Annotated in this window: 26 protein-coding genes and 1 pseudogene; 12 read left to right on the top strand and 15 right to left on the bottom strand. The window is 66.4% G+C overall.

What is annotated here, in order from left to right:
* Nucleotides 1-16 precede the first annotated feature (16 nt).
* The gene (locus tag AC1D3B_RS01890) at nucleotides 17-244 is read left to right on the top strand and encodes a hypothetical protein (protein WP_478188956.1); all 228 of its coding nucleotides are present in this window, start codon (nucleotides 17-19) and stop codon (nucleotides 242-244) included.
* 18 nt (nucleotides 245-262) lie between these two features.
* Here the strand turns inward: AC1D3B_RS01890 and AC1D3B_RS01895 are convergent, their stop codons facing one another.
* The 7 genes from AC1D3B_RS01895 to AC1D3B_RS01925 form a co-directional block, all read right to left on the bottom strand.
* Entirely contained in the window at nucleotides 263-1270 is a 1008-nt protein-coding gene (locus AC1D3B_RS01895) for an XdhC family protein (protein WP_478188957.1), read from the bottom strand.
* Nucleotide 1271: 1 nt separating this feature from the next.
* Entirely contained in the window at nucleotides 1272-1895 is a 624-nt protein-coding gene (locus AC1D3B_RS01900; protein ID WP_478188958.1) for a CoxG family protein, read from the bottom strand.
* 39 nt (nucleotides 1896-1934) lie between these two features.
* Nucleotides 1935-3083, bottom strand: coding sequence for a vWA domain-containing protein (locus tag AC1D3B_RS01905; protein WP_478189007.1), 1149 nt, complete (start codon nucleotides 3081-3083; stop codon nucleotides 1935-1937).
* A 53-nt stretch (nucleotides 3084-3136) separates the two neighbouring features.
* The gene (locus tag AC1D3B_RS01910; RefSeq protein WP_478188959.1) at nucleotides 3137-4060 is read right to left on the bottom strand and encodes an AAA family ATPase; all 924 of its coding nucleotides are present in this window, start codon (nucleotides 4058-4060) and stop codon (nucleotides 3137-3139) included.
* A 108-nt stretch (nucleotides 4061-4168) separates the two neighbouring features.
* Complete coding sequence (locus AC1D3B_RS01915) at nucleotides 4169-4960, bottom strand: FAD binding domain-containing protein (RefSeq protein WP_478188960.1); 792 nt, start codon at nucleotides 4958-4960, stop codon at nucleotides 4169-4171.
* An 18-nt stretch (nucleotides 4961-4978) separates the two neighbouring features.
* Complete coding sequence (locus AC1D3B_RS01920; protein ID WP_478188961.1) at nucleotides 4979-7423, bottom strand: xanthine dehydrogenase family protein molybdopterin-binding subunit; 2445 nt, start codon at nucleotides 7421-7423, stop codon at nucleotides 4979-4981.
* Between the two features lie 10 nt (nucleotides 7424-7433).
* Nucleotides 7434-7928, bottom strand: coding sequence for a (2Fe-2S)-binding protein (locus AC1D3B_RS01925; RefSeq protein ID WP_478188962.1), 495 nt, complete (start codon nucleotides 7926-7928; stop codon nucleotides 7434-7436).
* 181 nt (nucleotides 7929-8109) lie between these two features.
* On the opposite strand from AC1D3B_RS01925, the gene AC1D3B_RS01930 reads away from it, so the two are divergent.
* The 3 genes from AC1D3B_RS01930 to AC1D3B_RS01940 all read left to right on the top strand — a co-directional run bounded on the left by AC1D3B_RS01930 (nucleotide 8110) and on the right by AC1D3B_RS01940 (nucleotide 11047).
* A complete protein-coding gene (locus AC1D3B_RS01930) occupies nucleotides 8110-9246 on the top strand; it encodes a helix-turn-helix domain-containing protein (protein ID WP_478188963.1) in 1137 nt (378 codons plus the stop codon).
* A 163-nt stretch (nucleotides 9247-9409) separates the two neighbouring features.
* On the top strand, nucleotides 9410-10570 hold the full coding sequence (locus AC1D3B_RS01935) for an ABC transporter substrate-binding protein (protein WP_478188964.1): 1161 nt from the start codon (nucleotides 9410-9412) through the stop codon (nucleotides 10568-10570).
* 153 nt (nucleotides 10571-10723) lie between these two features.
* Nucleotides 10724-11047, top strand: coding sequence for a thioredoxin family protein (locus AC1D3B_RS01940; RefSeq protein WP_478188965.1), 324 nt, complete (start codon nucleotides 10724-10726; stop codon nucleotides 11045-11047).
* A gap of 27 nt (nucleotides 11048-11074) precedes the next feature.
* On the opposite strand, the gene AC1D3B_RS01945 is transcribed toward AC1D3B_RS01940, so the two are convergent.
* The 3 genes from AC1D3B_RS01945 to AC1D3B_RS01955 form a co-directional block, all read right to left on the bottom strand.
* Complete coding sequence (locus tag AC1D3B_RS01945) at nucleotides 11075-11452, bottom strand: nuclear transport factor 2 family protein (RefSeq protein WP_478188966.1); 378 nt, start codon at nucleotides 11450-11452, stop codon at nucleotides 11075-11077.
* Between the two features lie 127 nt (nucleotides 11453-11579).
* Nucleotides 11580-12149 carry a phosphonate degradation HD-domain oxygenase gene (locus AC1D3B_RS01950; RefSeq protein ID WP_478188967.1) on the bottom strand — a complete coding sequence of 190 codons (570 nt, stop codon included), beginning with the start codon at nucleotides 12147-12149 and terminating at the stop codon, nucleotides 11580-11582.
* A 71-nt stretch (nucleotides 12150-12220) separates the two neighbouring features.
* Nucleotides 12221-13531 (bottom strand): D-amino acid dehydrogenase, encoded by a 1311-nt coding sequence (locus AC1D3B_RS01955; protein WP_478188968.1) that lies wholly within the window; start codon nucleotides 13529-13531, stop codon nucleotides 12221-12223.
* A gap of 129 nt (nucleotides 13532-13660) precedes the next feature.
* Between AC1D3B_RS01955 and AC1D3B_RS01960 the strand changes: the two genes are divergently transcribed.
* Complete coding sequence (locus AC1D3B_RS01960; RefSeq protein WP_478188969.1) at nucleotides 13661-14128, top strand: winged helix-turn-helix transcriptional regulator; 468 nt, start codon at nucleotides 13661-13663, stop codon at nucleotides 14126-14128.
* Between the two features lie 23 nt (nucleotides 14129-14151).
* Nucleotides 14152-14508: pseudogene (locus AC1D3B_RS01965) on the top strand (winged helix-turn-helix domain-containing protein); the annotation flags it as partial.
* A gap of 21 nt (nucleotides 14509-14529) precedes the next feature.
* Here AC1D3B_RS01965 and AC1D3B_RS01970 read toward each other — a convergent pair.
* Nucleotides 14530-15822: an SUMF1/EgtB/PvdO family nonheme iron enzyme gene (locus tag AC1D3B_RS01970; RefSeq protein WP_478188970.1), complete on the bottom strand. Its 1293-nt coding sequence runs from the start codon at nucleotides 15820-15822 to the stop codon at nucleotides 14530-14532.
* Nucleotides 15823-16010: 188 nt separating this feature from the next.
* Between AC1D3B_RS01970 and AC1D3B_RS01975 the strand changes: the two genes are divergently transcribed.
* Together AC1D3B_RS01975 and AC1D3B_RS01980 are read left to right on the top strand one after the other, a co-directional pair.
* Nucleotides 16011-16628, top strand: a complete 618-nt coding sequence (locus AC1D3B_RS01975) for a TRAP transporter small permease subunit (RefSeq protein WP_478188971.1) — start codon at nucleotides 16011-16013, stop codon at nucleotides 16626-16628.
* 17 nt (nucleotides 16629-16645) lie between these two features.
* Nucleotides 16646-18481 (top strand): TRAP transporter large permease, encoded by a 1836-nt coding sequence (locus tag AC1D3B_RS01980; protein WP_478188972.1) that lies wholly within the window; start codon nucleotides 16646-16648, stop codon nucleotides 18479-18481.
* An 82-nt stretch (nucleotides 18482-18563) separates the two neighbouring features.
* Here the strand turns inward: AC1D3B_RS01980 and AC1D3B_RS01985 are convergent, their stop codons facing one another.
* The 4 genes from AC1D3B_RS01985 to xseB all read right to left on the bottom strand — a co-directional run bounded on the left by AC1D3B_RS01985 (nucleotide 18564) and on the right by xseB (nucleotide 22824).
* Entirely contained in the window at nucleotides 18564-19646 is a 1083-nt protein-coding gene (locus tag AC1D3B_RS01985) for a TRAP transporter substrate-binding protein (RefSeq protein WP_478188973.1), read from the bottom strand.
* Between the two features lie 92 nt (nucleotides 19647-19738).
* The gene (gene dxs, locus AC1D3B_RS01990; protein ID WP_478188974.1) at nucleotides 19739-21625 is read right to left on the bottom strand and encodes a 1-deoxy-D-xylulose-5-phosphate synthase; all 1887 of its coding nucleotides are present in this window, start codon (nucleotides 21623-21625) and stop codon (nucleotides 19739-19741) included.
* Nucleotides 21626-21643: 18 nt separating this feature from the next.
* The gene (locus AC1D3B_RS01995; protein WP_478188975.1) at nucleotides 21644-22561 is read right to left on the bottom strand and encodes a polyprenyl synthetase family protein; all 918 of its coding nucleotides are present in this window, start codon (nucleotides 22559-22561) and stop codon (nucleotides 21644-21646) included.
* Nucleotides 22558-22824, bottom strand: coding sequence for an exodeoxyribonuclease VII small subunit (xseB, locus tag AC1D3B_RS02000; protein ID WP_478189008.1), 267 nt, complete (start codon nucleotides 22822-22824; stop codon nucleotides 22558-22560). Before xseB ends, AC1D3B_RS01995 begins: the two co-directional genes overlap by 4 nt.
* A 285-nt stretch (nucleotides 22825-23109) precedes the next feature.
* On the opposite strand from xseB, the gene AC1D3B_RS02005 reads away from it, so the two are divergent.
* The 4 genes from AC1D3B_RS02005 to AC1D3B_RS02020 are packed head-to-tail and all read left to right on the top strand — an operon-like array spanning nucleotide 23110 to nucleotide 26645.
* Nucleotides 23110-24243 carry an aromatic ring-hydroxylating oxygenase subunit alpha gene (locus AC1D3B_RS02005; protein ID WP_478188976.1) on the top strand — a complete coding sequence of 378 codons (1134 nt, stop codon included), beginning with the start codon at nucleotides 23110-23112 and terminating at the stop codon, nucleotides 24241-24243.
* Nucleotides 24244-24257: 14 nt separating this feature from the next.
* Nucleotides 24258-25175, top strand: a complete 918-nt coding sequence (locus AC1D3B_RS02010) for a DMT family transporter (protein ID WP_478189009.1) — start codon at nucleotides 24258-24260, stop codon at nucleotides 25173-25175.
* 10 nt (nucleotides 25176-25185) lie between these two features.
* Nucleotides 25186-26091, top strand: a complete 906-nt coding sequence (locus AC1D3B_RS02015; RefSeq protein ID WP_478188977.1) for a sulfurtransferase — start codon at nucleotides 25186-25188, stop codon at nucleotides 26089-26091.
* Nucleotides 26088-26645: a DUF2796 domain-containing protein gene (locus tag AC1D3B_RS02020; protein WP_478188978.1), complete on the top strand. Its 558-nt coding sequence runs from the start codon at nucleotides 26088-26090 to the stop codon at nucleotides 26643-26645. The genes AC1D3B_RS02015 and AC1D3B_RS02020 overlap by 4 nt, the downstream gene beginning before the upstream one ends.
* Nucleotides 26646-26647: the final 2 nt, after the last annotated feature.

The following is a 26647-nucleotide window of genomic DNA, read 5'->3' on the forward strand; positions in this document are numbered from 1 at the left end:
GATAGCCTGCTCAGTCATGCGCACCCTCTGCCTGCTTGCCAACTTTGCCGTCCTGGCCGTCGCCTTCTACTTCGGATCGCTGTTGGGGCTCGCCATCGCATTGGGCATCTGCGTTGTCCTCGTGACGCTGTTCTTCATCTTCTCGACGGCGAGGAACGAAGCGCGCGAGTCGAAGAAGATGCAAAGGGAGATGGGGCGCAACACCACCTTTCTCGCCGGCCTCTTCCATTCCAGCAAGCGCTAACCTCCCGCGTCTTCGCGTCTATTCGACGGCCGCCTTGGCCACCGCAACCGCCGCCTCGCGCGGCAAGGCCACAGCGTTCTTCACCGCCAGGATTTCCGCCATCACGCTCACCGCGATCTCCGGCGGCGTCTTGCTGCCGATGTAGATGCCGATCGGCCCGCGCAGGCGCGACAGCGATGCTTCCGTCTGGTCGAAGTGATCGATCATCCGTTCGCGCCGTGCCTCGGCGTTGCGCCGGGAGCCGATGGCGCCGACGTAGAAGGCTTCGCTGTCCAGGGCTTCGAGCAATGCGAGATCGTCGAGCTTGGGGTCGTGCGTGAGCGCGACGACGCAGGTCCGGCGATCGGGCTTGAAGGCCGTCACCGCATCGTCCGGCATCTCGGTGGTGATGGTCACGCCCGGCAAGGTCCAGCCGGTACGGTACTCGGAGCGCGGGTCGCAAAGGGTGACCGCGAAGCCGCTGAACTTGGCCATCGTGGCGAGGTACTCGGCCAGCTGCCCGGCGCCGATGAGGAGCATGCGGTATTCGGGGCCGAAGGTGTTGGTCAGTTCCTTGTCGTCGACCGACAGCTCGGCTGGCGAGGCCGCTTCGGCGAGCCGGACGGTGCCATCTGCGAGCGAGACCGTGCGCTGCATCAGGCGTCCCTCTTCAAGCTCCGCGACCAAAGCGGCCAGCGAGGCGGCGTCCGGGTCGTATTCGAGCAGCAGTTCCAGCGTGCCACCACAGGGCAAGCCGAAGCGATGCGCCTCGTCTGCCGTGATGCCGTACTTGACGAGCGACGGCGCGCCCGAAGGCATTGCGCCATCGCCGCCGTGTGCGCGGCTGTAGCGCACGATCAGGTCGTCTTCGATGCAGCCGCCCGACACCGAACCGACGACCGCGCCATCTTCGGCGAGCGCCATGATCGAGCCGATCGGCCGGGGCGACGATCCCCAGGTGCGCACCACGGTACAAAGCAGCGCACGGCGGCCGGCCTGACGCCAGTCGCGCAAGGTGCGAAGCACCATGACGTCGAGGTTTTCCATGTTATTCGGCCGGCTTCTCGCCGGTGTTGTCGTCCCGCTTTTCGCCCGGTTTTTCGTCCTTGCCGGACTTCCCGCCGATGCCGAGCTTGCGCATGAAGCCGGCCATGGCGCCCGTCTTTTCGGCCGGGGCCGCCGTTGCATCCTCGGCAGGTGCTTCGGCGGGCGGCGGGCCGTAGCGGCTCTGCATCTCCGCCTCGAAGCGCTTGAAGAAATCGTCGGCGGTCGACTTGGCGGCGCCGTCGATCAGTCGCTGCCCGAGCTGCGCGATCTTGCCGCCCACCTGGGCCTGCACCGTGTAGTCCAGCTCGCAGCCTTCGCCGCCGTCCGCGACCGGCTTCAGCGACACGCTCGACGCGCCTTTCGCGAAGCCCGCCACGCCGCCCTGTCCTTCGAACGAAAGCTTGTAGCTGTCGGGCGGCGTGATGTCCGCCAGCGAGACCTTGCCGTTGAACTTGGCCGACACGGGGCCGACCTTGACGGCGAGCGCGACGCTGTACTGGTTGTCACCGGTCAGCTCGAACTTGTCGCAACCGGGGATGCACTTCTTGAGCGTTTCAGGATCGTTCAGCGCGTCCCACGCCTGCTGCTGCGTGACGCCGAGCCTGCGATTGCCGAGCATGTCCATGGGAATTCCTTTGATGTTGTTTCGGGCGGTGCAAGGCCTTCATCGGCCCGACCGCATCAACCTGGCCAGACTCGCGGCCAGTTGTTCCAGTGCACTGAGATTGTGAACGGCGAGCATCGCGTCTGCATGGCGGTGCAACATGGCCGCACCGCGAGCAAGGGGTGCGTAGCCTTCGTAGCGCAGCAGCGGGTTGAGCCAGAGCACCCGTCGCGAATGGCGCTTGAGCCAGAGCAGTTCGTTCTCCAGCGTTTCGGGTTCGCCGGTGTCGAGGCCATCGCTGATCACCAGCACCAGCGTGCGACGGCCGGTGAGCCGGCGTGCGTGGCGTCGACGCAGTTCGCCGAGCGATTCACCCAGGCGCGTGCCACCGGCGAAGTCATCGATGGCTTCGCTGGCAGCGGCCAGCATCGCATCGGTATCGGCCAGTCGAAATGCCGGCGTCAGATCGGTGAGGTGGGTGCCGAAGGCGAACACGTCGCGCCGTCCGGAACGCCGCGTCGACGCGTGCAGGAAGGCGAGGAGCAATCGTGCATAGCGCTCCATCGAGCCAGACACATCGACCAGCACGAGCAGCGGTAGCGGCTGCTTGCGGCGCGACCAGCGCGGCAGCCGCATGATCTCGCCACCGGTGCGCGCCGCCTCGTGCAGCACGCCGGGCCAGTGCATGCGCGAATGGGCACCGGCGTCGCCGGTCACGCGCAGGCGCCGCGCGGGCAGCGTCGGTATCGGCAGCGAGATGTCGCGGGCGAGGCGCTCGACCAGTCGGTATTCCGAAGCGCCGAGCGCATTGAAGTCGGCGTGGTGCATGCGGCGCCGGTCGCTCGCCGTCATGGCAGCATCGAAGTCGACCTCGCGATCGGTCTGCGCGGGCTTGACGGCATCGCGTGGCGCGGCGAGCGCCTCGCGCACGCGCGGGCGGCGCTTCGACGGCTCGGCTTTCCCTTCGGCGCTAGGCAGCATTTGCGCCAGCAGCTTGTTGGCGAGCTCCGGATCGCGAAACCATTCGTCAAAGAGTTCGCGAAAGACCATGCGGTCTTCCTCCCGGCTGATCATCACGGACTCCATCGCCGCGGCGAGATCGAGCCGGTTCTCCACGCCGACGAGCGTGGCCGCCTCGGCGGCGAGTGCGATGCGCATGGAGTCGGTCCGCACGCCGGCACGTCGCAGTGCCCGGCCGAAGCCCAGCATGTTGCCCGCGAGCTTGCCCCGCCGCGCGTCGCCGAGTTGCTGGACCCGTGTGCTCAAGGCGCAGCCTCCTCCTCGGGCTTGAGGAGATCCGATGCCAGCTCGTGCGTCAGCGCGGCGACGTCGTCGCGCTGCTTGAACAGGATGCCGGCCGTATCGACCACGATCTCCGGGTCGAGTTCGAGGGTGTCGAGTGCCACAAGCGCCCTGGCCCACTCCACGCTTTCTGCGATGCCCGGCCCGCGCTGGAATGCGCTCGCGAACGGCGCACTGCGCAGGCGTCCGACGAAGGCTGCGACCTGTTCGGACAGCACCTCCCCCGCTTGCGGCACCTGCGCGCGAACGATGGCCAGCTCGCGGTCGCGCTCGGGGTAGTCGAGCCAGTGGTACAGGCAGCGCCGCTTGACGGCGTCGTTGAGCTCGCGCGTGCGGTTGCTGGTGAGCAGCGTGACGGGCGATACCAGCGCCCGCACCGTGCCCAGTTCGGGAATGCTGACCTGGTATTCGCCGAGGTATTCGAGCAGGAAGGCCTCGAAGGGCTCGTCGGCGCGATCGACCTCGTCGATCAGCAACACCGCGCCGGGCGCAGGGGCCTGCAGCGCCTGCAACAGCGGCCGACGGATCAGGTAGCGCGGCTGGTAGACCTCCGACTCGACGTCGCTCGATGCACCGTGCGCTTCGGCCGCCCGCATGTGCAGGAGCTGCGCCGCGTAGTTCCATTCATAGAGCGCTTCGCGCTGCTCGAGCCCGTCGTAGCACTGCAAGCGCAGCAACTCGCGCTGCAAGGCGGTCGAGAGCGCCTTGGCCAGCTCGGTCTTGCCCACACCGGGCTCGCCCTCCAGCAGCAAGGGCCGCTGGAGCTTGAGCGCGAGGTAGACCGCCGTCGCGAGCCGTCGATCGGCGTAGTAGCCGGCGCCCTGGAGACCCTGTACGACCGCGTCGATGGAGGGGAACGGGATGGCTGTGGCAGGATCGTTCATCGCGAGAGGATAGCGGCGAACAAGCCGGCGCCGGGCCGCCCCAAGGCGGCCTGCGGCCCCCTCGGGGGGCAGCGAGGACACGCAGTGCCGAGCGTGGGGGCCATCCTTTTAGCCGAGCGCCTTCTTGACTGCTCGCTGAGTGAGTACGCTGATGAGATTGCCACGGTAGGCGGCTGTCGCATGCAGGTCGCTGTTGAGATCGCTCGAATCGATCTTCACGCCGGCGGCAGCCTCGGGCGTGAAGCTCTTCGTCAACGCATCTTCCAGCCCGGTGTGCCTGAACACGCCATTGCCGGCGCCGGTGACCGCGACGCGCACGCCCCCGTCGTACTGCGCGACGAAGATGCCGACGAGCGGGAAGTTCGACGCCTTCTGGCGCAGCTTCTCGTAGGCCGCCCGCTTCGGGATCGGAAAGCGGATCGCCTTGATCAGTTCGCCGTCCGTCAGTGCGGTGGTGAAGAGGCCGAGGAAGAAATCATCCGCCGCGATTTCCCGCTGCGTGGTGACGATGGTCGCGCCCGAGCCGAGCACCGCGCTGGGGTAGCACGCGGCAGGATCGTTGTTGGCGACGGATCCGCCCATGGTGCCCATGGCACGCACCTGCCGGTCGCCGATGCGCGACGCGAGATCGGCGAGCGCCGGGTAGGCGGCCTTGATGTCGGCGTTGTTCGCGACATCGAGATGCCGCGACATCGCGCCGATCAGGAAGGCATTGCCCTCCTTGGTGATGCCGGTGAGTTCCTTGATGCCACTCAGGTCGGCGAGTTGCTCGGGCGCCGACAGGCGCAGCTTCATCGAGGCCAGAAGCGTCTGGCCGCCGGCCAGCGGCTTCGCGCCCGCTGCGGCCAGCTTGACGGCATCGGCCAGGGTGGTGGGACGTTCGAGGGTGAAGGCGTACATGGTGATTTCCTTCCGTGTTCAGGGAGCCGGACGGCCTTGGGTGCTGGCGGCCAGCGAGGGCTGCTGCGGTTGCTGCGTGGAGCTGACGCTGCCCTTCTGCATCGCTTCCCAGACACGGTGCGGCGACGCCGGCATGTCGAAGTCCTTGACGCCGAGCGGCGCCAGCGCATCGAGCACGGCATTGATGACCGCAGGCGGAGAACCGATGGCGCCCGCCTCGCCGCAACCCTTGGTGCCGAGCGGGTTGTGCGTGCAGGGCGTGCACACGGTGTCGAGCTTGAACATCGGGAAGTCCTCGGCGCGCGGCATGGCGTAGTCCATGAAGCTGCCGGTGAGCAACTGGCCGGTCTCGTTGTCGTAGACGCAGTTCTCCATCAGCGCCTGGCCGATGCCCTGTACCAGGCCGCCGAGCACCTGCCCTTCCACGATCATCGGATTGATGATGGTGCCGAAGTCGTCGACCGCGGTGAAGCGATCGATCTTCGTCTCACCCGTCTGCCTGTCGATCTCGACCTCGCAGATGTAGGTGCCGCCGGGGAAGGTGAAGTTGGTCGGGTCGTAGAAGGCGGTCTCGTTCAGGCCCGGCTCCAGCTTGTCGAGCGGGTAGTTGTGCGGCACGTAGGCCGTCAGCGCCACCTGGCCGAAGGGGATCTTCTTGTCGGTGCCCTTGACGGTGAATTCGCCGTTGGCGAACTCGATGTCGGCGTCGCTCGCTTCCATCAGGTGGGCCGCGATCTTCTTGGCCTTGGCCTCGATCTTGTCGAGGGCCTTCATGATCGCCGCGCCGCCGACCGAGATCGAGCGCGAACCGTAGGTGCCCATGCCGAAGGGCACGCGGCCGGTGTCACCGTGCACCACGTCTACCGCCTCGACCGCAATGCCGAGCCGCGCCGCGACGACCTGCGCGAAGGTGGTCTCGTGGCCTTGCCCATGGCTGTGCGAGCCGGTGAACACGGTGACGCTGCCCGTCGGATGCACGCGGATCTCACCGCACTCGAACAGGCCCGCGCGCGCGCCGAGCGCACCCGCGATGTTCGACGGCGCGATGCCGCAAGCCTCGATGTAGCTCGAGTACCCGATGCCGCGCAGCCTGCCCTTGGCCTCGCTCGCGGACTTGCGCTGCGCGAAGCCGGCCACGTCGGCCAGCGTCTGGGCCTTGTCCATGCAGGCGTGGAAGTCGCCCGTGTCGTACTGCAGCGCCACCGGCGTCTGGTACGGGAAGGTGGTGATGAAGTTGCGCTTGCGGATTTCGTCCTGGCCCAGGTTCATTTCCCAGGCGCAGCGCGACACCAGCCGTTCGAGCAGGTAGGTGGCCTCGGGCCGGCCCGCGCCGCGGTAGGCATCGACCGGCGCGGTGTTGGTGAACCAGGCGTCGACTTCGACAAAGATCTGCGGCGTCGTGTACTGGCCCGCGAGCAGGGTCGCGTAGAGGATGGTCGGCACTGCCGTCGCAAAGGTCGACAGATACGCACCGAGGTTGCAGTCGGTATGCACGCGCATCGCGAGGAACTTGCCCTGCGCATCCATCGCCATCTCGGCGTGGCTCACGTGGTCGCGGCCATGCGCATCGGAGAGGAACGCCTCGGAGCGCTCGGCAGTCCACTTGATGCTGCGGTTGAGCTGCTTCGCGGCCCAGGTCAGGCACACGTCCTCCGCATAGAGATAGATCTTGGAGCCGAAGCCGCCACCCACGTCCGGCGCGATCACGCGCACCTTGTGCTCCGGCAGGCCGAGCACGAAGGCCGTCATCAGGAGCCGTTCGACGTGCGGATTCTGGTTGGAGACGTAGAGGACGTATTCATCGTTCCCACGGCTGTAATTGCCGATGGCGACGCGCGGCTCGATCGCGTTCGGAATCAGCCGGTTGTTCACCAGGTCGAGCTTCGTCACGTGCGCTGCGTTGGCAAAGGCGGCATCCACGCCTGCCTTGTCGCCGATCGTCCACTTGTAGCACTGGTTGTCGGGTGCTTCGTCGTGAATGGTGACGCCACTCTGCTTCTTCGCGGCATCGGCCACGCTGACCAGCGGCGCCAGAACGTCGTAGTCGACCACCACGGCCTCGGCGGCGTTCTTCGCCTGCTCGACCGTCTCGGCCACGACCATCGCGACGTGGTCGCCGACATAGCGCACCTTGTTGATCGCGAGGATCGGGTGCATCGGCTCCTTCATCGGCGTGCCGTCGGGGTTGTTGATGAGCCAGCCGCAAGGCAGCCCGCCCATCTTGCCCTCGATGTCCTTGCCGCTGAAGATGCCGACCACGCCGGGCATCTTCAGCGCATCGGCGATGTCGATGGACTTGATCTTTGCGTGCGCGTGCGGCGAACGCACGAACACGGCATGGCTCTGGTTGGCCATCGTCACGTCGTCGGTGTACTGGCCTGCGCCAGTCAGGAAGCGATAGTCTTCCTTGCGCCGGAGGGCCTCGCCGATGTGCGGGAGGCTTGCAAAGTCGGATGCACCCATGTCGTGCTCCTCAGGCCGAGGCCGTTGCTTTGGCGGGAGCAGCGGCCATCGCCTCGCCGCCCATCTGGACGGCCTTCACGATGTTCTGGTAGCCGGTACAGCGGCAGAGGTTGCCGTCGAGCAGTTCGCGGATCTCGGTCTCGCTCGACTTGGGATGGTGCGTGCACAGGTCGATGGCGCTCATCACCATGCCCGGCGTGCAGAAGCCGCATTGCAGGCCGTGGCATTCCTTGAAGGCCGCCTGCATCGGATGCATCGTGCCGTCGGGCTGGGCGATACCTTCGATGGTGGTGATCTTCGCGCCGGCCACCTGCGCCACCAGCACATTGCACGACTTGATCGCGCGGCCGTTGACGTGGACGGTGCAGGCGCCGCACTGCGCGGTGTCGCAGCCGACATGCGTTCCGGTGAGGTGGAGATGCTCGCGGATCGCGTGCACGAGGAAGGTGTTGGGCGGCGCGTCGACCGTGACCTCGCGGCCGTTGACCGTAAAAAGAACCTGCATGTGGCTGTCTCCGTTGTAGGTGATGGCTGATTTCGGCGTTTTGAATCTTGGACGCGCGACCTGACCATCATCCTAGGCAAAACCCTAGGCGCTTGCGCGCGGCTCCTGAAATTCTCAAAATGAAACAGCCTGCCGTTCGGCGAGACTCCCACCCGGCGCCGCTTCAGGCCCGAACCACACGATGAATGTCCCCTCCGCTTCGACCTTGCCCGAGCGCGCTGTTTCCATCGCCCAGGCGCGGCGCGAATGGATCGACGGCGAGTTGCCGTCCGGCGCTCCAGGGAGGTGGGTCGAGCCCTGGCTCGTGCGCTCATGGCAACGTTGCCTGGCGGCGGGTCATGAACCCAGGGAACGCGTGAGTTTCGATCCGGTATCGGCACAAGGCGCAAGGCGCGTGGCCGAGCGCAGCCAGGCACTCGTCACTGCGGCGCGGCCCGTGCTTGACCRGCTGTCCCGTGCGATCGCCGACACGCGCTACTTTGCCATCCTGACCGACGCGGACGGCATCGTGGTCGACATCGGCACCCTGCCCGGCGGCAGCGAATCGTCGGCCCGGTACGCACACGACATCGCGCGGATCGGCGTGGACTTGTCGGAGCGCGCGGTCGGCACCACGGCCATCGGCGCGGCGCTCGCGGAGCATGAATCCGTGTGGCTGCATCGCGGCGAACACTTCTTCGACGACACCAGCATCTACAGCTGCGCGGGCGCGCCGCTGTTCGGCCCCCAGGGCGATTGCATCGGCATGCTGGACCTGACCGGCGTTCAGGTGGTCGAGCGCCCCGAACTGCGGCACCTGGCTGCGCTGTCGGCGCGCAGCATCGAGAACGCGCTGGTGCAACGCCATCCCTGTGACCTGCTGCTGCGGATCGGCTGGCCGGGATGCGCGACCGGCGCGGACACCGAGGGGCTCCTGTGCATCGACGCCGACGGCAACGTGACCGGCGCCAATGCGGCCGCGCGCCACATGCTGCACCAACCGCTCGGCGCCCATCCGGCGCTGCACTGCAACGATCTCTTCGCGCTGCCGCCGCAGATGCTGTTCGATGCGGCGCGCCGGGGGGACGCCGTTGTCGAAGTGCCCCTCTGGTCGGGACTGCGGGTGCAGGCGCGTCCGCAGCTTGTCGATTCGTCGGTGTCGGTGCCGGCATCCACACCCGGCGCGACCCGGCCGCGCCTGCGGGACGTCGAGACCGCGCTGATCCGCAAGGCGGTCGACGATGCGCGCGGCAACGTGGCGGAAGCGGCCCGCTCGCTGGGCATCAGTCGCGCGACCGTCTACCGCAAGCTGCCTCGCAGCCCGCGATCGCCGTCCTGAGGACCTTGCGGACGCCGCCCGGCGTCGAGAATCTCACGCCCGGCTTCGTGCCGTTCACCACACGGCGCTTTCCTTCCGCGCGGGACTCCCTTACATTTCGTTGCTATTCTTTGTCTGCAATTACTTGCGCGCCGGATCGGCGGCACGACTGGGACGTTTGACCATGAGCGCATCCGAGGCCCGCACCTTTTCCTTGTCGCCGAAGCCGACCCGACGCCAGGTCCTGACGCGCATGACCGGCGTCGCCGCGGCAGCGAGCATGGGATTGCCGGTGTTTGCGCAGGCCAGGACCATCCGCATCGGCGCCACATTCGACAACAGCAGCGTCGAGAAGGCCAACGGCACGGGCCTGTTCCTCGGATCGAGCGCGTATTTCAATGCGCTCAACCGTGCGGGCGGCATCAACGGCACCAAGGTCGAGCTCGTGATGGCGGACGACCAGTTCAAGCCCGACAACGCCAAGGCCAACGCGCAAGCCTTCTACGCCGACAACTCGGTCCTCGCGATGGTGCATCCGCTGGGAACGCGCCAGACCGCGGAAGTGAGCGATGCGGTGCCCGGCATGGCGGTGGTCGGGCCCAACACCGGCACGGTGTCGCTGCGCAAGAAGGCCGCGCCCAACACCTTCTGGGTACGCGCCAACTACGACCAGGAAATCGACAAGCTGATCGCCACCGCGGCCGTGCTCGGCCAGTCGCGCATCGGCATCGTGTACTCGAACGATCCGCTGGGCCAATCCTTGCTCGCCGGGTTCAAGGCTTCGCTTGCCAAGGTCAAGCTCGAGCCGGCCGTGATCGCCAGCACGCCGGGCACCACCAGCATGGAAGTGGAGCCCGCGGCGCAGAAGATCGCCGAAGCCAAGCCGCAGATCGTCATCATCGGCCTGGCCGGCACCGCGCCGGCCTTCGTGCGCGCGTTCCGCGCCGCAGGCGGCAAGAGCAGCGCCTACGGTTTGTCGATCACGGCCGGCTCGCTCGGCGCCATGGGTGATCTCGCGCACGGATTGGGTTTCGCGATCGTCGTGCCTTCGCCCTATGCGACGAAGTTCGAGATCGTCCGGCGCTACCAGGCCGACATGCTGGCCAGCGGCGCCAAGGACTTTTCGCTGCCGAGCCTGGAAGGCTACATGGATGCCTGCGTGCTCGCGGAAGGCCTGCGCCGTGCGGGGCCGACGCCGACACGCGCCGCAGTGATGCAGGGCCTGGAACGCATCGAATCCTTCGATCTGGGCGGCGTGAAGATCAATTTCGGACACAGCAATCGCGAAGGCAACCAGTTTGTCGACGTGGCGGTCATCAGCGCCAACGGAAGGCTGATTAGCTAACCCCCAGGCTCGCGCACTTCGTGTCGCTCTCCACCCCCTGCAGGGGGCAACACCAGCGGCCCGGCTGAGCCGGTTCCGCGGTGTTTCACCAACGGGCCAGGCTTCGCCGGCCTCGGTCGAGCGGAGATGGCGACGGTCGAGCAGAATCTTGGGATGAACCAAAGTTATGCGACTGTGACACCGTCTCGGGCGGAGGTCGACGCTCTGCCTGGGCTCACGGTGATTGAATTCGGCACCGACTGGTGCGGCTTCTGCAAGGCGGCGCAACCGCTGATCTCGGAGGCCTTGGCCGATGCGCCGCCGCTGCGCCATCTCAAGATCGAGGATGGGAGCGGGCGGCCTCTGGGGCGATCGTTTCGGGTCAAGCTGTGGCCTACGCTGGTCTTCATGCGGGACGGCCAGGAGGTCGGGCGTCTCGTGCGACCGGGGAGCGCGTCGCTGATTCGGCAGGAGCTCGAACAGGCACAAGCCGGCTGACGCCGGCTCCAACGCGCCGCGCGTGCGTCAGGCCGCTGCCGGGACCTTGTCCAGGAAGCCTGTCACGAAGCGCAGCTTGCCTGCCTCCAGTTGCACGAAGTCGGTTCCCTCGATGAGATCCTCCGAGCCGCTCGGGCCGAGGGTCCATGAGAAGCGCAGTTGATCACCGTGGCCGTCGGGGCGGCCCTTGAGTGCAAAGCGGAAACCGGGGTAGCGCTGGTGGACGCCGCCTACCAGCGCGCTGATCTGCGTGCGGCCGCTGCCCTGCATGATGGGGTCGACGTAGTGCGCATCGGCGGCCCAGTGGGTTTCCAGCATCTTCAACCGACGGGCTTCATCGGTCTCGTTCCATACGGCGATGTAGTGCTCGGCGACGCGGCCGGCATCGGGCGTGGCGGTGTTCATGGCGAATCCTTTCAGTGTTCACGACCCGCAACAGCGCGGGTTGAATGAATGGTCGCCGCGACCACGCCGCGGGTCGATGACGTGGGAGGTCATGCGCCTCCTCCCCGGCCCTCCGGAACGAAAGGTCCTAGGCCGCCATCGCGCGCCGATGATCGGCCGCGCAGACTTCCATGTGGCGGACGAAGTGCGCGAGGTCCGGCACCACGGCGTCGGCGGACTTGGCCGTGTCGTCCCATTGCCGCAGTCGAACCGCGTCGCTGGCAAAGGGCAAGGCCTCGAAGGCTTGGGCCTGTGCCTCGTCGAACACGCCGCCTTGCAGTGCGAGGCTGCGCTTCGAATCGGCCGACAGCGCTTCGAGATAACCGGTCACGCGGGCGCACAGGAAGCGCTTGGCGTCCACGTGCAGGCGGATCGGTTCCACCGTCGCCGCGCCGAACAGCGGGCGGAGGAAGGGCAGGCAGCGGTACTGGTGGAGATCGTCCAGCCCCTGCTGGGTCGGCGTTCCGCCGAAGTCGTGCAGCAGGTGGCCCAGGTCATGCAGCAGCGATGCCGTGATCAGGGCGCTGTCTGCACCTTCGCTTTCCGCCAGATGCGCGGATTGCAAGGCGTGCTGGAGCTGCGTCACCGGCTCGCCGTCGTACTGGGCGTGGCCCTTGGATTCGAACAGGTGGACGATGTCGGGAATGGTGAGGCTCATGGGTGCATGGAAAACGAGTGCAGGCGCCGATCATCGCCACCTTTTGACCGCCCGACAATCCCGGGCGGGACTCAGGCAGGCGCCCCCACCGGCACCGATGCGCCGCGCGGACCCGAATGAGGCGCGACGTAGCGATCGACCGAAAGCCCGTCCGTACGGATGTCCGGCCGACGCCCCATCACCTGGTCGGCCACCACCTTGCCGGAGCCGCAGGCCATGGTCCAGCCCAGGGTGCCGTGGCCGGTGTTCAGGTACAGGTTGGCGTAAGGGGTGGCGCCCACGATGGGCGTGCTGTCCGGCGTCATCGGACGCAGGCCCGTCCAGAACGTGGCGCGAGGGAGGTCGCCACAGGGGAACAGGTCGGTGATGACGCGCTCGAGCGTCTCGCGCCGGCGCGGATTCAGCCGCAGATCGAAGCCGCCCAGTTCGGCCATGCCGCCCACGCGGATGCGGTCGTCGAAGCGCGTGACCGCGACTTTGTAGGTCTCGTCGAGCACGGTCGATTGCGGCGCCGCCGACGGATCGATCAACGGCACCGTCAGCGAATAACCCTTGACCGGATACACGGGAATGTCCAGACCCAGCGGCGCGATGAAGTCGCGCGAATAGCTGCCGAAGGCGAGCACGTAGCGGTCGGCGGTCAGCACTTCGCGAGACCCGCCGCCCAGGCGAACGCCGGTGATACGGCCGGCCTCCGTGATCAGCCCATCCACGCTTTGCTCGAAGCGGAAGTTGACGCCGAGCCCGCGCGCGATGTCGGCCAGGCCGCGCGTGAAGAGATTGCAATCGCCCGTCTCGTCGTTCGGCAGGCGCAAGCCGCCGGCAAGCAGGTCGCCCGTGTGCGCCAGGGCCGGCTCGACCGATGCGAGTTGGCTGCGGTCGAGCAATTGATAGGGAACGCCGCATTCCTGCAACACGGCGACGTCGCGCTGCACCGCGTCGAGCTGCGCCTGGGTGCGAAACAGCTGCAGCGTGCCCTGCGTGCGGTGCTCGTAGCGAATGCCGGTCTCGGCACGCAATTCGCGCAGGCAGTCCCGGCTGTATTCGGCGACGCGCATCATGCGTTCCTTGTTCACCGCGTAGCGCTCCGGCGAACAGTTCTTCAGCATGGCGGCCATCCAGCGCAACTGGAACAGCGTGCCGTCCGGGCGGATCGACAGGGGCGCGTGCTTCTGGAACATCCACTTCAGTGCCTTCAGCGGAATGCCGGGTGCCGCCCAAGGCGTCGAATAGCCGGGCGAGACCTGCCCGGCGTTGGCGAAGCTGGTTTCCTGCGCGGGGCCGTCCTGACGATCGACAAGCGTCACCTCGGCGCCGGCGCGTGCCAGGTAATAAGCGGTCGTGACACCGATGACACCGCCGCCCAGAACGATCACTTTCATCGAAAAACCCCTTGAGTACAGGAAACAGGTCAAGCATATTCAACCGTTGGCCGTAAACTCCACCGAACTTTGGCAGTCAGGCAGTGGTTTTTTCTGATTTTGGAGCCCAATGGGGCCTGGAGAAGTGAAATGATCGATCTCGATCGCACCGACCGGAAAATCCTCGACTTCCTGCAGCGGCAGGGGCGCATTTCGATGACCGATCTGGCCGAGCAGATCGGCCTGTCCACCTCCCCCTGTTCCGAGCGCGTGCGGCGGATGGAGCGCGACGGCGTGATCACCGGCTACCACGCCCGCATCGATCCACAGGCCATCGGCAAGACGCTGCTGGTGTTCGTCGAGATCACACTGTCGTCCAAGTCGGGCGACGTCTTCGACAAGGTGCGCAAGGAGTTGCTGCACGTGCCGGAGGTGATGGAATGCCATCTGGTGTCCGGCGGTTTCGACTATCTCATCAAGGCCCGCCTGCGCGCCATGAGCGACTACCGCAACCTGCTCGGCGACCTGCTGAAGAAGCTGCCGGTCACGGCGGAGTCGCGCAGCTACATCGTGATGGAAGAGGTCAAGGAGAGTCTCTACCTCCCGATGGACCGATGAACCCCCTCTCGCCTGCACACCCCGTGCAACAGATCGAACTCTCCTACGCCATCGCGCCGCGCCGCAACGGAAGCACCCTGATCCGCAATCCGCTCATGGATCTGCTTCAAGCGGTGCATGAGCACGGCTCGATCTCGGCCGCCGCCCGGGCGCTCGGCTTTTCCTATCGACATGTGTGGGGCGAACTCAAGCGCTGGGAACAGACGCTGGGCCGGGCACTGGTCACAGGCGACCAGGGACGTTCCGCGCAGCTCTCCGAGTTCGGCGACAAGCTGTTGCGAGCCGAGCGCGAGGCGCAGGCCCGCCTGGCACCGCAGATCGAAGCACTGCACGCCGAACTCGAACGCGCCTTTGCACTCGCCTTCGACGACCGCACGCACCGCTGAGCTGGCCGAGGCGCACTACAGCGAGCAGGTCCTGAAACCGAAGAATCCGTCGTCGCGCCCGGGCAACGCAAAGCCGCGGCGCTTGGGCGACCGCAGGCGCGCACGCGTCGCGAACGACGCGCCGCGCAGCACGCGCGCCTTGCCGAAAGCCGCCTGCGGATCGAACTCGGTGCCTTCACTCCACGGGTCGACGGAGAAGCCTTCCCAAGGCTGCAGAGTGCCCGCGCACCACTCGTGGACGTCAGCCCAGCGGAAACCCCGGCGCCCCGCGGTGTGCGCGGCGATCTCCCACTCGACTTCGGTGGCGATCCGGCGACCCGCCCAGCGTGCCCATGCATCCGCCTCCCACCAGCTCACGTGCACGGCGCTCTGGTTGCCAGCGGCGCGCACGGTGCGACCGAAGTGCTGCTGCAGCACGGAGCCGCCGGTGCCGTGGCGTGCCGCGCCGATCTGCTCGACGTGTCGCGGGCCGCGACGCCCTTCGGTCTGTCCCGCGAGCCATTCCAGCCCTTCGGGGCGCCACAGTTCGACCCGGTCGTAACCGCCGTCGTCGACGAACTCGACGTACTGGCTCCAGGTCACGGGCTGCGCGTCGATCTCGAACTCCGGCACATCGACCTGGTGCAGCCCGCGTTCCTGTGCGAATGCAAATCCCGCCTCCGGCAGCCCGAGCTCCCATGGCGTCGACGGCACCAGAAGCGGCTCACGCGTGACGGCGGCTGGCGGCAGCTCGATGCCGAGCGGCAAGCCGAGTGTCTGCGCCATGACGACCAGTTGCTCGCCGCGCAGGTCCTCATGGAACAAGGCAAGCCGGTAGAAGTACAGGCCGGCATCGGTCTCGGCCGCATGCTCGAGCAGTTCGAGCGTGCTCTCCAGCGTCTCAAGCAGGTAAGCCTTGGTCTGCGCAAGGTCGGGCATCTCGGGCGACCACCGTTCCTGCACATCGGTCTGCAAGGGGTTCCACCAGGCGTCGGCGTTCGGCTCGATCGCCGCGAGCCGCGTCGGACGCACAGGGCACGACACGCCGAACGCGCGCTGCGTGTTGCGCGCGATCCACCACTCCGCGAACCAGCCGATGTGGCCGGCCAGCCAGACAGGCGGATCGACGCCTTCGACCCGCGGCACGGCCAGCGCAGCCGAACCGAGCGCCTGCTCGTACAGGGCCAGGAGATGCAGCGTGTGATTGCGCGCGTCGATCAGCGCCAGCGAAAGCAGCTCGCGACCCGCGCGACGCATGTCCGGCGAGTCGATCGAATGCGGAAGGCCGGACGGATACCCGGACCGGGAATATTCAGAAGCCGCGGACATGGCGAATTATCACCACCTGAAGACCGGCAGACCGCTCGCGACATGCAGGGGCATTCCCCCGGGGATGAGGGCCTCGCCCCTCGCTAGAATCGCGGGCGCTCCATGTACCCGATCCGCTGGCACACGACGCCGGCGCGTCGGGTTCATTCGTATAGGGGGCATCCTTCTCAAAAGAACTGGAGAGACAAATGCAAGGCTTGCTGAAGCTTTCACGGGCCATCGACTGGCTCAATGCCCAGGTGGGCAAGTACGCCATCTGGATCATCCTGGCTTCGACTGCCATCAGCGCTCTCAACGCGATCGTCCGCAAGGTGTTCAACACGAGTTCGAACGCCTATCTGGAAGTGCAGTGGTACCTGTTTGCCTGGTCCTTCCTGATCGCCGCAGGGTTCACCCTTCTCAACCGCGAACACGTGCGCATCGACGTGCTCAGCAGCCGCTTGCCCAAGCGCACGCAGATCTGGATCGACATCCTCGGTTTCGCCCTGTTCCTGACGCCGCTGTGCATCGTGGTGCTGTACTACACCGTGCCGATGGTGATCCAGCAGTACCAGTCGGGCGAAATGTCCGGCAATTCGGGCGGCCTGATCCGTTGGCCGGTCTGGCTCGCGCTGCCGGTCGGCTTCACGCTGCTCATGCTGCAAGGCTGGTCGGAACTGATCAAGCGACTGGCCTTCCTGACCGGACAGGGCCCCGACCCGACCATCAAGCTCGGTGAAAAGACCGCCGAGGAAGAACTGGCCGACGAACTGCGCGAGCGCGCCGCCAACGAAGCGGCGGCAGTCCCATCTGTGCAGACACGCTGAGCCCGGAGCAGACCCCCATGGAGTTCATTGCAGCCAATTTCGCACCCGTCATGTTCGGCGGGCTCATCATCTTTCTGCTGCTGGGTTTCCCGGTGGCATTCAGCCTCGGGGCCTGCGGCCTCTTCTTCGGATTCGTCGGCATCGAGCTCGGCGTGTTTCCCTCTTCGGTCATGGCGTGGCTGCCGCAGCGGCTCATCGGCATCATGGCCAACGACACCCTGCTGGCCGTGCCCTTCTTCACGCTGATGGGGCTGATCCTCGAACGCAGCGGCATGGCCGAGGATCTGCTCGACACCATCGGGCAGGTCTTCGGCCCTCTGCGCGGCGGCCTGGCGCTGGCGGTCATCTTCGTGGGGGCGCTGCTCGCGGCCACTACGGGCGTGGTCGCGGCTTCGGTGATCTCGATGGGGCTGATCTCGCTGCCGATCATGCTGCGCTACGGCTATGACCGCCGACTCAGCAGCGGCGTGATCGCCGCTTCGGGAACGCTGGCGCAGATCATCCCGCCCTCGCTGGTGCTCATCATCATGGCCGACCAGCTCGGCAAGAGCGTGGGCGACATGTACAAGGGCGCCTTCATTCCGGGCTTCTTCCTGGTTGGCCTCTATGTGGTGTGGGTGATCTTCCTGGCCGTCTTCAAGCCCGAGCGCGTGCCTGCCCTGCCGCTCGAAGCACGCGTCTACCGCGAGCCCAACGGCAGCGGCGGCTACCCCTCGCTCGTCATCCTGGTGGTCATCTCGACGGTGGTCTCCGTGCTGCTCGCGCGCCACATGACCGACCTGCACAGCTGGTGGCAGGGAGAAGTCGTCACCTCCGTGCCCACCGACGAGAAGGTCGTCGTGGCCATGTGCGGCGGCACCTTCGTCGCATTCGTCATTGCGGTGTTCAACCGCATCACCAAGCTGAACCTGCTGTCGCGGCTGGCCGAGCGCGTCACCTTCGTGCTCATCCCGCCGCTGCTGCTGATCTTCCTCGTGCTCGGCACCATCTTCCTGGGCATCGCGACGCCGACCGAAGGCGGCGCCATGGGCGCGATGGGCGCCCTGGTGATGGGTGCATTGCGCAAGCGCATCGATTTCAAGCTGCTGCAGCAGGCGCTGGCATCCACCACCAAGCTGTCCTGCTTCGTGATGTTCATCCTCATCGGTGCCACCGTGTTCAGCCTGGTGTTCCAGGCGGCAGACGGCCCGATCTGGGTCGAACACCTGCTGGTCAACCTGCCCGGCGGCCAGGTCGGATTCCTGATCCTGGTGAATGCGCTGATCTTCTTCCTTGCCTTCTTCCTGGACTACTTCGAGCTGTCGTTCATCGTGGTGCCGTTGCTGGCGCCGGTGGCGCAGAAGATGGGCATCGACCTGATCTGGTTCGGCGTACTGCTGGCAGTGAACATGCAGACCTCGTTCATGCATCCGCCCTTCGGCTTCGCGCTGTTCTTCCTGCGGTCCGTGGCGCCCGACAAGCCCTACGTCGACCGGGTGACGAAGAAGGTGATCCAGCCGATCACCACGATGCAGATCTACCGCGGTGCCATTCCCTTCGTGCTGATCCAGCTGTGCATGGTGGGCTTGCTGATCGCCTTCCCGGGCCTGGTCACCGGCAGCCTGGACAAGCAGCAACAGTACGACCTCGACAAGATCGGCGACCAGATGCGCCAGGGCCTGCCGGCCGAATCCGGCGGCTCCGACTCAGGCTACGGCTCCGAGCCCGCGCCGAATCTCACGCCGGGCGCGCCCCCAAGCGGCGAGACCGCGCCGCAACCCGCCCCTGGCGCCGCGGCGCCGGGTGTCGACCCGTCGGAGGAAGATCCGACGAAGGCCATCGAGGATTCGCTCAAGCCCAAGCCTTCGCAATAGCCTGCGACGACCCATGAAAAAACCGCGCAGTGCGCGGTTTTTTTGTTTCGGTTGCCGGCGCATCGCGCCGGAACAGAAGGGCTCAGATCTTGACGCCGTTCACGTACTGATTGAACGGGTACTCCGAAACACGGTTCCAGAGAATCTGGTCGCGCTGGAAAGCACGCATGTCCTGGTGGATCTTCTTGAAGTCGGGCGACTTGGCTTCGTGCTCGGCGAACACTTCCATCGACGCCTTGAAACCGGCGTCCATCACCGGCTTCGGGAATGCCTTGAGCTGGGTCTTGTCGGCCACGAGCTTCTTCAGGGCGATCGGGTTGAAGGCGTCGTACTTGGCGAGCATGTCGCGCGCAGCCACCTTCGTTGCGGCCATGAGGATCGCCTTGTTGTCTTCCGACAGCTTGGCGAACGCCTTGTTGTTGATGAAGAATTCGAGGTCGGCACCACCTTCCCACCAGCCCGGGTAGTAGTAGTAAGGCGCGACCTTGTTGAAGCCGAGCTTCTGGTCGTCGTGCGGGCCGACGAACTCGGCCGCATCCAGCGTGCCCTTTTCGAGCGCCTGGTAGATGTCACCGGCCGGCATGTTCTGCGACACCACGCCCAGCCTGGCCATGGCTTCGCCGAAGACGCCGCCGCCCATGCGCATCTTCAGGCCCTTGAGGTCTTCGACCGTCTTGATTTCCTTGCGGTACCAGCCACCCATCTGTGTGCCGGTGTTGCCGGCGCTGGCGGTGCGGAAGTTGTACTGCGCGAAGAAGGCGTCGAGCAGCTTGCGGCCGTTGCCGTAGTCCTTCCAGGAGTCGGTCTGGCGTGCGGTCAGGCCGAAAGGCACAGCGCAGCTGAAGGCGAAGATCGGGTCCTTGCCGGTGAAGTAGTAGGCAGCGGTCTGGGCCATCTCGATGTTGTCGCCCTGCAGCGCGTCGACGACGCCGAAAGCAGGCATCAGTTCGCCAGCGGGATGCACCGTCACTTCGAACTTGCCGCCCGACAGTTCCTTGATGGTTTTGGAGAACATTTCCGCACTACCGAAGATCGTGTCCAGCGAACGGGGAAAGCTCGATGCGAGGCGCCAGCGCACGGCGGCCTGCGCATGAACGGCAGGCGCGATGCCGGCGGCGAGAACGCCGGCAATGCCTGCGTTTTTGATGAGGGAACGACGATCCATTGAAATCAACTCCGGGTGCTTGGGGGAAAACGAGAACGCGGCTTGTGGCCGCGTTGCTGACTAGGTTAGTCGAGCAACATTGTAAAAAGTGCTTACACGACCCCGGGGCGGGTTTTCCCTGCGGAGACGAGGCTGTCGAAGCGCTGCGCGATGGAGCCTTCGATGCCTTCCGCGTCGAGGCCGATGCTGGCCAGCAGCTTGGCCGGATCGCCATGCTCGATGAAACGATCGGGCAAGCCGAGTTGCAGCACGGGCTTCTGGATTCCGGCGGACTGCAGGGCCTCCAGCACTGCGCTGCCGGCACCGCCCATGATGGCGCCCTCCTCGATCGTGACGATCGCATCGTGCGTGCCCGCGACCTTCAACAGCAGTTCGACGTCGAGCGGCTTGGCCCAGCGCATGTTGACCACCGTGGCGTCGAGTGCCTCGGCCGCCTTGAGTGCGGGATAGAGCAAGGTGCCGAAAGCGAGGATCGCGATGCGATGGCCCTCGCGGCGGATCTCGCCCTTGCCGAAGGGCAGTGCATCGAGCGTGAGATGCGGCGTGACACCGGCACCGGCGCCACGCGGATAACGCACCGCGACAGGATGGTTCTGTTCGTAGGCCGTGGTCAGCAGTTGACGGCATTCGGCCTCATCCGCGGGGCAGGCCACGCTCATGTTCGGGACGCAGCGCAGGAACGGGATGTCGTACGCGCCCGCATGCGTCGCACCGTCGGCACCCACAAGGCCGGCGCGGTCGAGGGCGAACACCACCGGCAGGTTCTGGATCGCGACGTCGTGGATGAGTTGGTCGTACGCGCGCTGCAGGAAGGTCGAGTAGATCGCCACCACGGGCTTGAGCCCCTCGCACGCGAGCCCGGCCGCGAAGGTGACGGAATGCTGCTCGGCGATGCCCACGTCGTAGTAGCGACCGGGAAAGCGCTTCTCGAACTCGACGAGCCCCGAGCCCTCGCGCATCGCCGGCGTGATGCCCACGAGGCGGCCATCCTGCGCGGCCATGTCGCACAGCCAGGTGCCGAAGACTTGCGTGAAGGTCTGCTTGGGCGCTGTCGCAGGCTTGACGAGGCCGACGGCCGGATCGAACTTGGTAGGACCGTGATAGGCCACGGGGTCGGCCTCGGCCAGCTTGTAGCCCTGTCCCTTCTTTGTGACCACGTGCAGGAACTGCGGACCTCGCAGGTGCTTGAGGTTCTCGAGCGTCGGCACGAGCGAATCGAGATCGTGCCCGTCGATCGGCCCGACGTAGTTGAAGCCGAACTGCTCGAACAGCGTCGCCGGAACGACCATGCCCTTGGCATGCTGCTCGAAGCGCTTCGCCAGTTCGAAGAGCGGCGGCGCCGCGCGCAGCACGCTCTTGCCGACGTTCTTGGCGGCGGCGTAGAAATTGCCGCTCATCAACTGCGCGAGGTAGCGATTGAGCGCACCGACCGGCGGGCTGATCGACATGTCGTTGTCGTTCAGGATCACCAGCAGCTTGCAGTCGTCGCACACGCCCGCGTTGTTCAAAGCCTCGAAGGCCATGCCGGCGGTCAGGGCGCCGTCGCCGATGATCGCGACCGAATGGCGGTCCTCGCCCTTCTGCCGCGCAGCCAACGCCATGCCGAGCGCGGCCGAGATGCTGGTCGACGAATGGGCGGTGCCGAAAGTGTCGTACTCGCTCTCGGTGCGCTGCGGAAATCCGGAGATGCCGCCAAGTTGCCGCAAGGTGGGCATGCGCTCGCGCCGGCCGGTGAGGATCTTGTGCGGGTAGGTCTGGTGGCCCACGTCCCACACCAGCCGGTCGTGGGGTGTGTTGAACACGTGGTGCAGCGCGACCGTGAGCTCCACCGTGCCGAGGTTCGAACTGAGATGCCCGCCGGTGCGCGACACGTTGTCGAGCACGCAGGTGCGAACCTCGTCGGCCAGTTGCTTGAGTTGTGCGCGATCGAAATGCCGCAGGACGGAGGGATCGTGGATGGTGGGAAGCAGCGGGGCCATGGGGAGGTTTGTTGTTCTCTATCGGTCGCGGTCCACGACCATGTGGGCCAGCGCGCGCAGCGCGCCGGCGTCGGCCAGTGTGCTCCTGTCGAGCGCGGCGAGCGCCTGATCGAGCAGTTCGCGGGCCTGCGTGCGGGCCCCGTCAAGGCCGAGCAGCGACACGTAGGTGGGCTTGTCGCTCGCGGCATCCTTGCCGGCGGTCTTGCCGAGCGTTTCCGAATCGGCGATGACGTCGAGGATGTCGTCGACCACCTGGAAGGCGAGGCCCAAGGCCGCGCCGTATTCGCGCAACGCGGTCAGGACGTGCGGCGCGAGCGCATCGCCGCAGGCCGCGCCCATTTCAACGCTGCCCTGCAGCAGGGCGCCGGTCTTCATGCGGTGCATTTCACGCAGTTGCGCTTCATCGAGTGCAAGTCCCACGCTCGCCAGGTCGATCGCCTGGCCACCGGCCATGCCCTGGCTGCCAGCCGCGCGCGCCAGCAGGCGGCACAGGTTGGCCTGTACGGCCGGTGCGATGTCGTCGCCCTCGGGCGTGAGCAATTCGAAGGCCAGTGCCTGCAGGGCATCGCCGGCCAGCAGTGCATCGGCTTCGCCGAACTTCACATGCACAGTGGGCTTGCCGCGACGCAGCACGTCGTTGTCCATGCACGGCAGGTCGTCGTGCACCAGCGAATAGGCGTGGATCAGTTCGACCGAGCAGGCTGCGCGCAAGGCGGCTTCGGCATGGCCGTTGATGGCCTCGCTCGCAGCGAAGACCAGCAGTGGCCTCAATCGCTTGCCACCGTCGAGGACGGCATAACGCATCGCATCGCCGAGTTCCACCGGCGCGTCGACGCCGACCCATTCGGACAATGCGGCCTCGACGCGGGCCAGCTTCGGCTCGCTCCACGCGGCAAGTCGGGCGGAATCCCAACGCAGGGTGTCGACGACCTTCATTCGCCCGCCCAGACCTTGAGGCTGCCCGCGTCGAGCACCTTGATCTGGTCTTCGACCGCTTGCAGCTTGTCGCGGCAGAACGCGAGCAGGGCTGCGCCCCGCTGGTAGCTGCCGAGCAACTGGTCGAGCGGCAACTGGCCGGATTCGAGTTCGGCCACGAGTTGTTCGAGCTCCTGGAGGCCGGCTTCGTAGGTCGCGGGCAGCGCACCGGTATCGGGTGCGTCCGGCGAGGCCGACGGGGAGGAGGAAGGCACCTTGGGCATGCGCGCTGAAACTTGGGTGAAACCGGGCATTTTAGGTTCACCCCCAGGCTTGCCCACTTCGTGTGGCCGCCAACCCCCTTCCGGGGGCGCTGCCTGCGGACCGGCGGAGCCGGTTCCGCGGCCGCTCTGGTGAAACCCCAATCGATGGTCCGTGAAAATTTCTCCGGGGTACAATTCGCCCTCTTTGGCTGGCTGGTGCCGGCGCAATCTTCGGGTCGTCACCTTCATTCGACGGCAGCCTTCCGTTCTATTTCTCTCCCTGTGGGGAGCTTGGTCAGGTCACCCATGTCTGATTTAAGTCTTCAACTGCAGCAGGCTTCGAGCCAACTCCCAGTTTCCGCGTATTTCGACGAGGCGCTCTATGCCCGCGAGATGCAAACGCTGTTTGCCGCCGGGCCGCGTTACGTCGGCCACCGGCTCTCGGTGCCCGAACCGGGCAACTTCCACACCTTGCCGCAGGAGCATCAGGGTCGCGCGCTGGTCCACACGCCCAAGGGCGTGGAACTGATCTCGAACGTCTGCCGGCATCGCCAGGCCCTGATCCTCAGGGATCGGGGCCAGCTCGACGCCAACACCGGCGGCAACATCGTCTGCCCGCTGCACCGCTGGACCTATGCGGCCGCGGACCCGCGTTCCACAGGGACGTTGATCGGCGCACCGCACTTCGAGCAGGACCCGTGCCTCAACCTCCACAACTACCCGCTGACCGAGTGGAACGGCCTGCTGTTCGAGAAGAACGCCGACGGCAAGGGCCGCGACGTCGCCGCCGACCTCGCAAACCTCGGTCCGCGCGCGGACCTCGACTTCGAGGGCTATGCACTGGACCGCGTCGAGCTGCACGCGTGCAACTACAACTGGAAGACCTTCATCGAGGTGTACCTCGAGGACTACCACGTGGGCCCCTTCCACCCGGGGCTCGGAAGCTTCGTGACCTGCGACGACCTGCGCTGGGAGTTCAACCGGCACTTCTCGGTGCAGACGGTCGGCGTCGCCAACCGCCTCGGCCGCGCGGGCAGCCCGGTCTACCAGCGCTGGCAGGAGCAACTCCTGAAGTACCGCGAGGGCAAGCCGCCGAAGTACGGCGCGATCTGGCTCACCTACTACCCGCACGTGATGGTCGAGTGGTATCCCCATGTGCTGACCGTCTCGACGCTGCACCCCATCGGCCCACAGAAGACGCTCAACATGGTCGAGTTCTTCTACCCGGAGGAGATCGTCGCATTCGAACGCGAGTTCGTCGAGGCCCAGCAGGCGGCCTACATGGAAACCTGCGTCGAGGACGACGAGATCGCCGAGCGCATGGATGCCGGCCGCCGCGCGCTGATGCAGCGCGGGGACGACGAAAGCGGCCCCTACCAGAGCCCGATGGAAGACGGCATGCAGCAGTTCCATGAGTGGTACCGCCGCGAGATGAGCTAGTGCAAGCGCTCTGGATGGTGCTGGGCGCACTGATCTTCGCCACCATGGGCGTGTGCGTGAAGATCGCCTCTTCCTGGTTTTCCAGCGCCGAACTGGTGCTCTACCGCGGCTTGATCGGCATCGTGTTCCTGTGGGTGCTCGCGCGCAGCCGCGGCGTCACGCTCGGCACGCGATACCCGGGCATGCATGCCTGGCGCAGCATGATCGGCGTCGTGTCGCTGGGCGCGTGGTTCTACGCCATCGCGCACATGCCGCTCGCCACCGCGATGACGCTGAACTACATGAGCAGCGTCTGGATCGCGGCGTTCCTGGTCGGCGGCGCACTGCTCGCCTGGGTGCCGGTTCCCGGGCGCGACGGCAGCGTGCCGCGTCCGCCGCTGCAGGGGCCGCTGGTGCTCACGGTGCTCGCGGGCTTCGGCGGCGTTGTGCTGATGCTCAAGCCCACCGTCGGCGACAACCAGGGTTTCGCGGGCCTGATGGGCCTGCTGTCGGGCCTCACCGCGGCCTTTGCCTATATGCAGGTGGTGGCTCTCTCGCGGCTCGGTGAACCCGAGGCGCGCACAGTCTTCTATTTCGCGGTGGGATCGGCGGTGGCAGGCGGCCTGGGGACCTTGCTGGGGGACTCCACGCCGTGGGCCGAGTGGACCTGGGGCCACGCGGCCTGGCTCCTGCCCGTCGGCGTGCTGGCGGCGCTCGGCCAGCTCTGCATGACACGCGCCTATGCCAGCGCCAAGACCGAAAGCGGTACGCTCTTGGTTGCCAATCTCCAGTATTCGGGCATCGTCTTCGCCGCGATGTACAGCGTGCTGCTGTTCGGGGACCGCATCGATGCGGCGGGCTGGTTCGGCATGGCGCTGATCGTCGCGAGCGGCATCGCGGCCACGATACTGCGCCAGCGTTCGCTGCCCAAGGCACCGGCCGAGGAACATTGAAGGACTTCGCATGTACACGACGCTGATTTCCGCCGAAGCGCTGATCGCCCTGCAGGCGAGCGATGCGCCATTGATGGTCTTCGATTGCACCTTCGAGCTCATGAAGCCCGACGCCGGCGCGCAGCAGTACCGAGCCGCGCACATCCCCGGCGCGGTGTACGCCAATCTCGACACGGACCTCAGCGCGAAGCACGGTGCGGCCGGTCCCCACGGCGTGGTCGTGGCGCAGGACGACGGCCCGCCCGCTTCCGGCGGCCGGCATCCGCTCCCGAGCCGCGAGAAGTTCGCGGGCTGGCTGTCGAGCGTCGGCTTCGCAAACAACATGCAGGCGGTGGTGTACGACCGCAATGGCGCCAACTATTGCGGTCGACTCTGGTGGATGCTCAAGTGGATGGGCCACGATGCCGTGGCGGTGCTCGACGGCGGATTGCAGGCCTGGCAGGCGGCGGGCGGCAAGGTCGCCAGCGGCGAGGAGCCCTCGCATTTCCAGTCGAACTTCGTCGCCGGCGAGCCGCTGCTCGTGCTCGCCGACACGAAGCGCGTGCTCGCGCATCTTGATCAGTCTGACCAGACGCTGATCGATGCGCGGGCTGCCGCAAGATATCGCGGCGAGGTGGAACCTCTGGACCCGATCGCCGGTCACATCCCAGGGGCCCTGAACCGGCCCTTTACCGAGAACCTCGGTCCCGACGGGAAGTTCAAGCCGGCCGCGCAATTGCGCGCCGAATTCGAAACACTGCTGGCGGGCCGGAATCCCACCACGGTCGTCCACCATTGCGGCAGCGGCGTGAGCGCGCTGCCCAACCTGCTCGCGATGCAGATCGCGGGACTCGGGCCGACCGCGCTCTATGCCGGCAGCTGGAGCGAGTGGAGCAACACGCCGGGGCTGCCGACCCGGCAAGGCGCACAACCATGATCCTGACGCGCAGGCTGCTTCCGACACTCGCCCTGACCGCTCTCTTCGCAATCTCCGCACTCCCCTTCACCGCCTCGGCCCAGCAGGCGCCGCACGCCCACGTGCATGGCCAGGTCAAGCTCGACGTGGCCATCGAAGGTCCCACCGTCGTGATCGAAATGGAATCGCCGCTCGACAACTTCGTCGGTTTCGAGCGCGCGCCGCGCACCGACGACGAAAAGAAGGCGGTCGACGAAGTCGTTGCGCAACTGCGCGCGGCGGACCATCTGTTCAAGATCGATCCCACTGCCAATTGCAAGCTCGGCCCCGTGACATTGCGCTCGGCGACGCTGGGCCTGGGCAAGCCCGAGGCCAATGCCGCCGAAGGCCATGCCGACCTCGACGGCACCTTCGCGTTCAACTGCACCAATGCCTCGGCGGCGAAGTTCATCGACATCGACCTCTTCAACGCCTTCAAGGGTCCACGCCAGATCGAAGCGCAGATCGCTTCGCCGCAGGGCCAGTTCAAGCGCACGCTGAAACGGCCCGCCACGCGGCTGACCTGGAGCAAGTGATT

Source organism: Variovorax sp. P5_A3 (assembly GCF_056400665.1).

What these genes read in the sequence shown, in the direction of transcription:
- AC1D3B_RS01890 (WP_478188956.1), top strand. Translation starts at nt 17, where the DNA reads ATGCGCACCCTCTGCCTGCTTGCCAACTTTGCCGTCCTGGCCGTCGCC.
- AC1D3B_RS01895 (WP_478188957.1), bottom strand. Translation starts at nt 1,270, where the DNA reads ATGGAAAACCTCGACGTCATGGTGCTTCGCACCTTGCGCGACTGGCGT.
- AC1D3B_RS01900 (WP_478188958.1), bottom strand. Translation starts at nt 1,895, where the DNA reads ATGGACATGCTCGGCAATCGCAGGCTCGGCGTCACGCAGCAGCAGGCG.
- AC1D3B_RS01905 (WP_478189007.1), bottom strand. Translation starts at nt 3,083, where the DNA reads ATGCTGGGCTTCGGCCGGGCACTGCGACGTGCCGGCGTGCGGACCGAC.
- AC1D3B_RS01910 (WP_478188959.1), bottom strand. Translation starts at nt 4,060, where the DNA reads ATGAACGATCCTGCCACAGCCATCCCGTTCCCCTCCATCGACGCGGTC.
- AC1D3B_RS01915 (WP_478188960.1), bottom strand. Translation starts at nt 4,960, where the DNA reads ATGTACGCCTTCACCCTCGAACGTCCCACCACCCTGGCCGATGCCGTC.
- AC1D3B_RS01920 (WP_478188961.1), bottom strand. Translation starts at nt 7,423, where the DNA reads ATGGGTGCATCCGACTTTGCAAGCCTCCCGCACATCGGCGAGGCCCTC.
- AC1D3B_RS01925 (WP_478188962.1), bottom strand. Translation starts at nt 7,928, where the DNA reads ATGCAGGTTCTTTTTACGGTCAACGGCCGCGAGGTCACGGTCGACGCG.
- AC1D3B_RS01935 (WP_478188964.1), top strand. Translation starts at nt 9,410, where the DNA reads ATGAGCGCATCCGAGGCCCGCACCTTTTCCTTGTCGCCGAAGCCGACC.
- AC1D3B_RS01940 (WP_478188965.1), top strand. Translation starts at nt 10,724, where the DNA reads ATGAACCAAAGTTATGCGACTGTGACACCGTCTCGGGCGGAGGTCGAC.
- AC1D3B_RS01945 (WP_478188966.1), bottom strand. Translation starts at nt 11,452, where the DNA reads ATGAACACCGCCACGCCCGATGCCGGCCGCGTCGCCGAGCACTACATC.
- AC1D3B_RS01950 (WP_478188967.1), bottom strand. Translation starts at nt 12,149, where the DNA reads ATGAGCCTCACCATTCCCGACATCGTCCACCTGTTCGAATCCAAGGGC.
- AC1D3B_RS01955 (WP_478188968.1), bottom strand. Translation starts at nt 13,531, where the DNA reads ATGAAAGTGATCGTTCTGGGCGGCGGTGTCATCGGTGTCACGACCGCT.
- AC1D3B_RS01960 (WP_478188969.1), top strand. Translation starts at nt 13,661, where the DNA reads ATGATCGATCTCGATCGCACCGACCGGAAAATCCTCGACTTCCTGCAG.
- AC1D3B_RS01970 (WP_478188970.1), bottom strand. Translation starts at nt 15,822, where the DNA reads ATGTCCGCGGCTTCTGAATATTCCCGGTCCGGGTATCCGTCCGGCCTT.
- AC1D3B_RS01975 (WP_478188971.1), top strand. Translation starts at nt 16,011, where the DNA reads ATGCAAGGCTTGCTGAAGCTTTCACGGGCCATCGACTGGCTCAATGCC.
- AC1D3B_RS01980 (WP_478188972.1), top strand. Translation starts at nt 16,646, where the DNA reads ATGGAGTTCATTGCAGCCAATTTCGCACCCGTCATGTTCGGCGGGCTC.
- AC1D3B_RS01985 (WP_478188973.1), bottom strand. Translation starts at nt 19,646, where the DNA reads ATGGATCGTCGTTCCCTCATCAAAAACGCAGGCATTGCCGGCGTTCTC.
- dxs (WP_478188974.1), bottom strand. Translation starts at nt 21,625, where the DNA reads ATGGCCCCGCTGCTTCCCACCATCCACGATCCCTCCGTCCTGCGGCAT.
- AC1D3B_RS01995 (WP_478188975.1), bottom strand. Translation starts at nt 22,561, where the DNA reads ATGAAGGTCGTCGACACCCTGCGTTGGGATTCCGCCCGACTTGCCGCG.
- xseB (WP_478189008.1), bottom strand. Translation starts at nt 22,824, where the DNA reads ATGCCCAAGGTGCCTTCCTCCTCCCCGTCGGCCTCGCCGGACGCACCC.
- AC1D3B_RS02005 (WP_478188976.1), top strand. Translation starts at nt 23,110, where the DNA reads ATGTCTGATTTAAGTCTTCAACTGCAGCAGGCTTCGAGCCAACTCCCA.
- AC1D3B_RS02010 (WP_478189009.1), top strand. Translation starts at nt 24,258, where the DNA reads ATGGTGCTGGGCGCACTGATCTTCGCCACCATGGGCGTGTGCGTGAAG.
- AC1D3B_RS02015 (WP_478188977.1), top strand. Translation starts at nt 25,186, where the DNA reads ATGTACACGACGCTGATTTCCGCCGAAGCGCTGATCGCCCTGCAGGCG.
- AC1D3B_RS02020 (WP_478188978.1), top strand. Translation starts at nt 26,088, where the DNA reads ATGATCCTGACGCGCAGGCTGCTTCCGACACTCGCCCTGACCGCTCTC.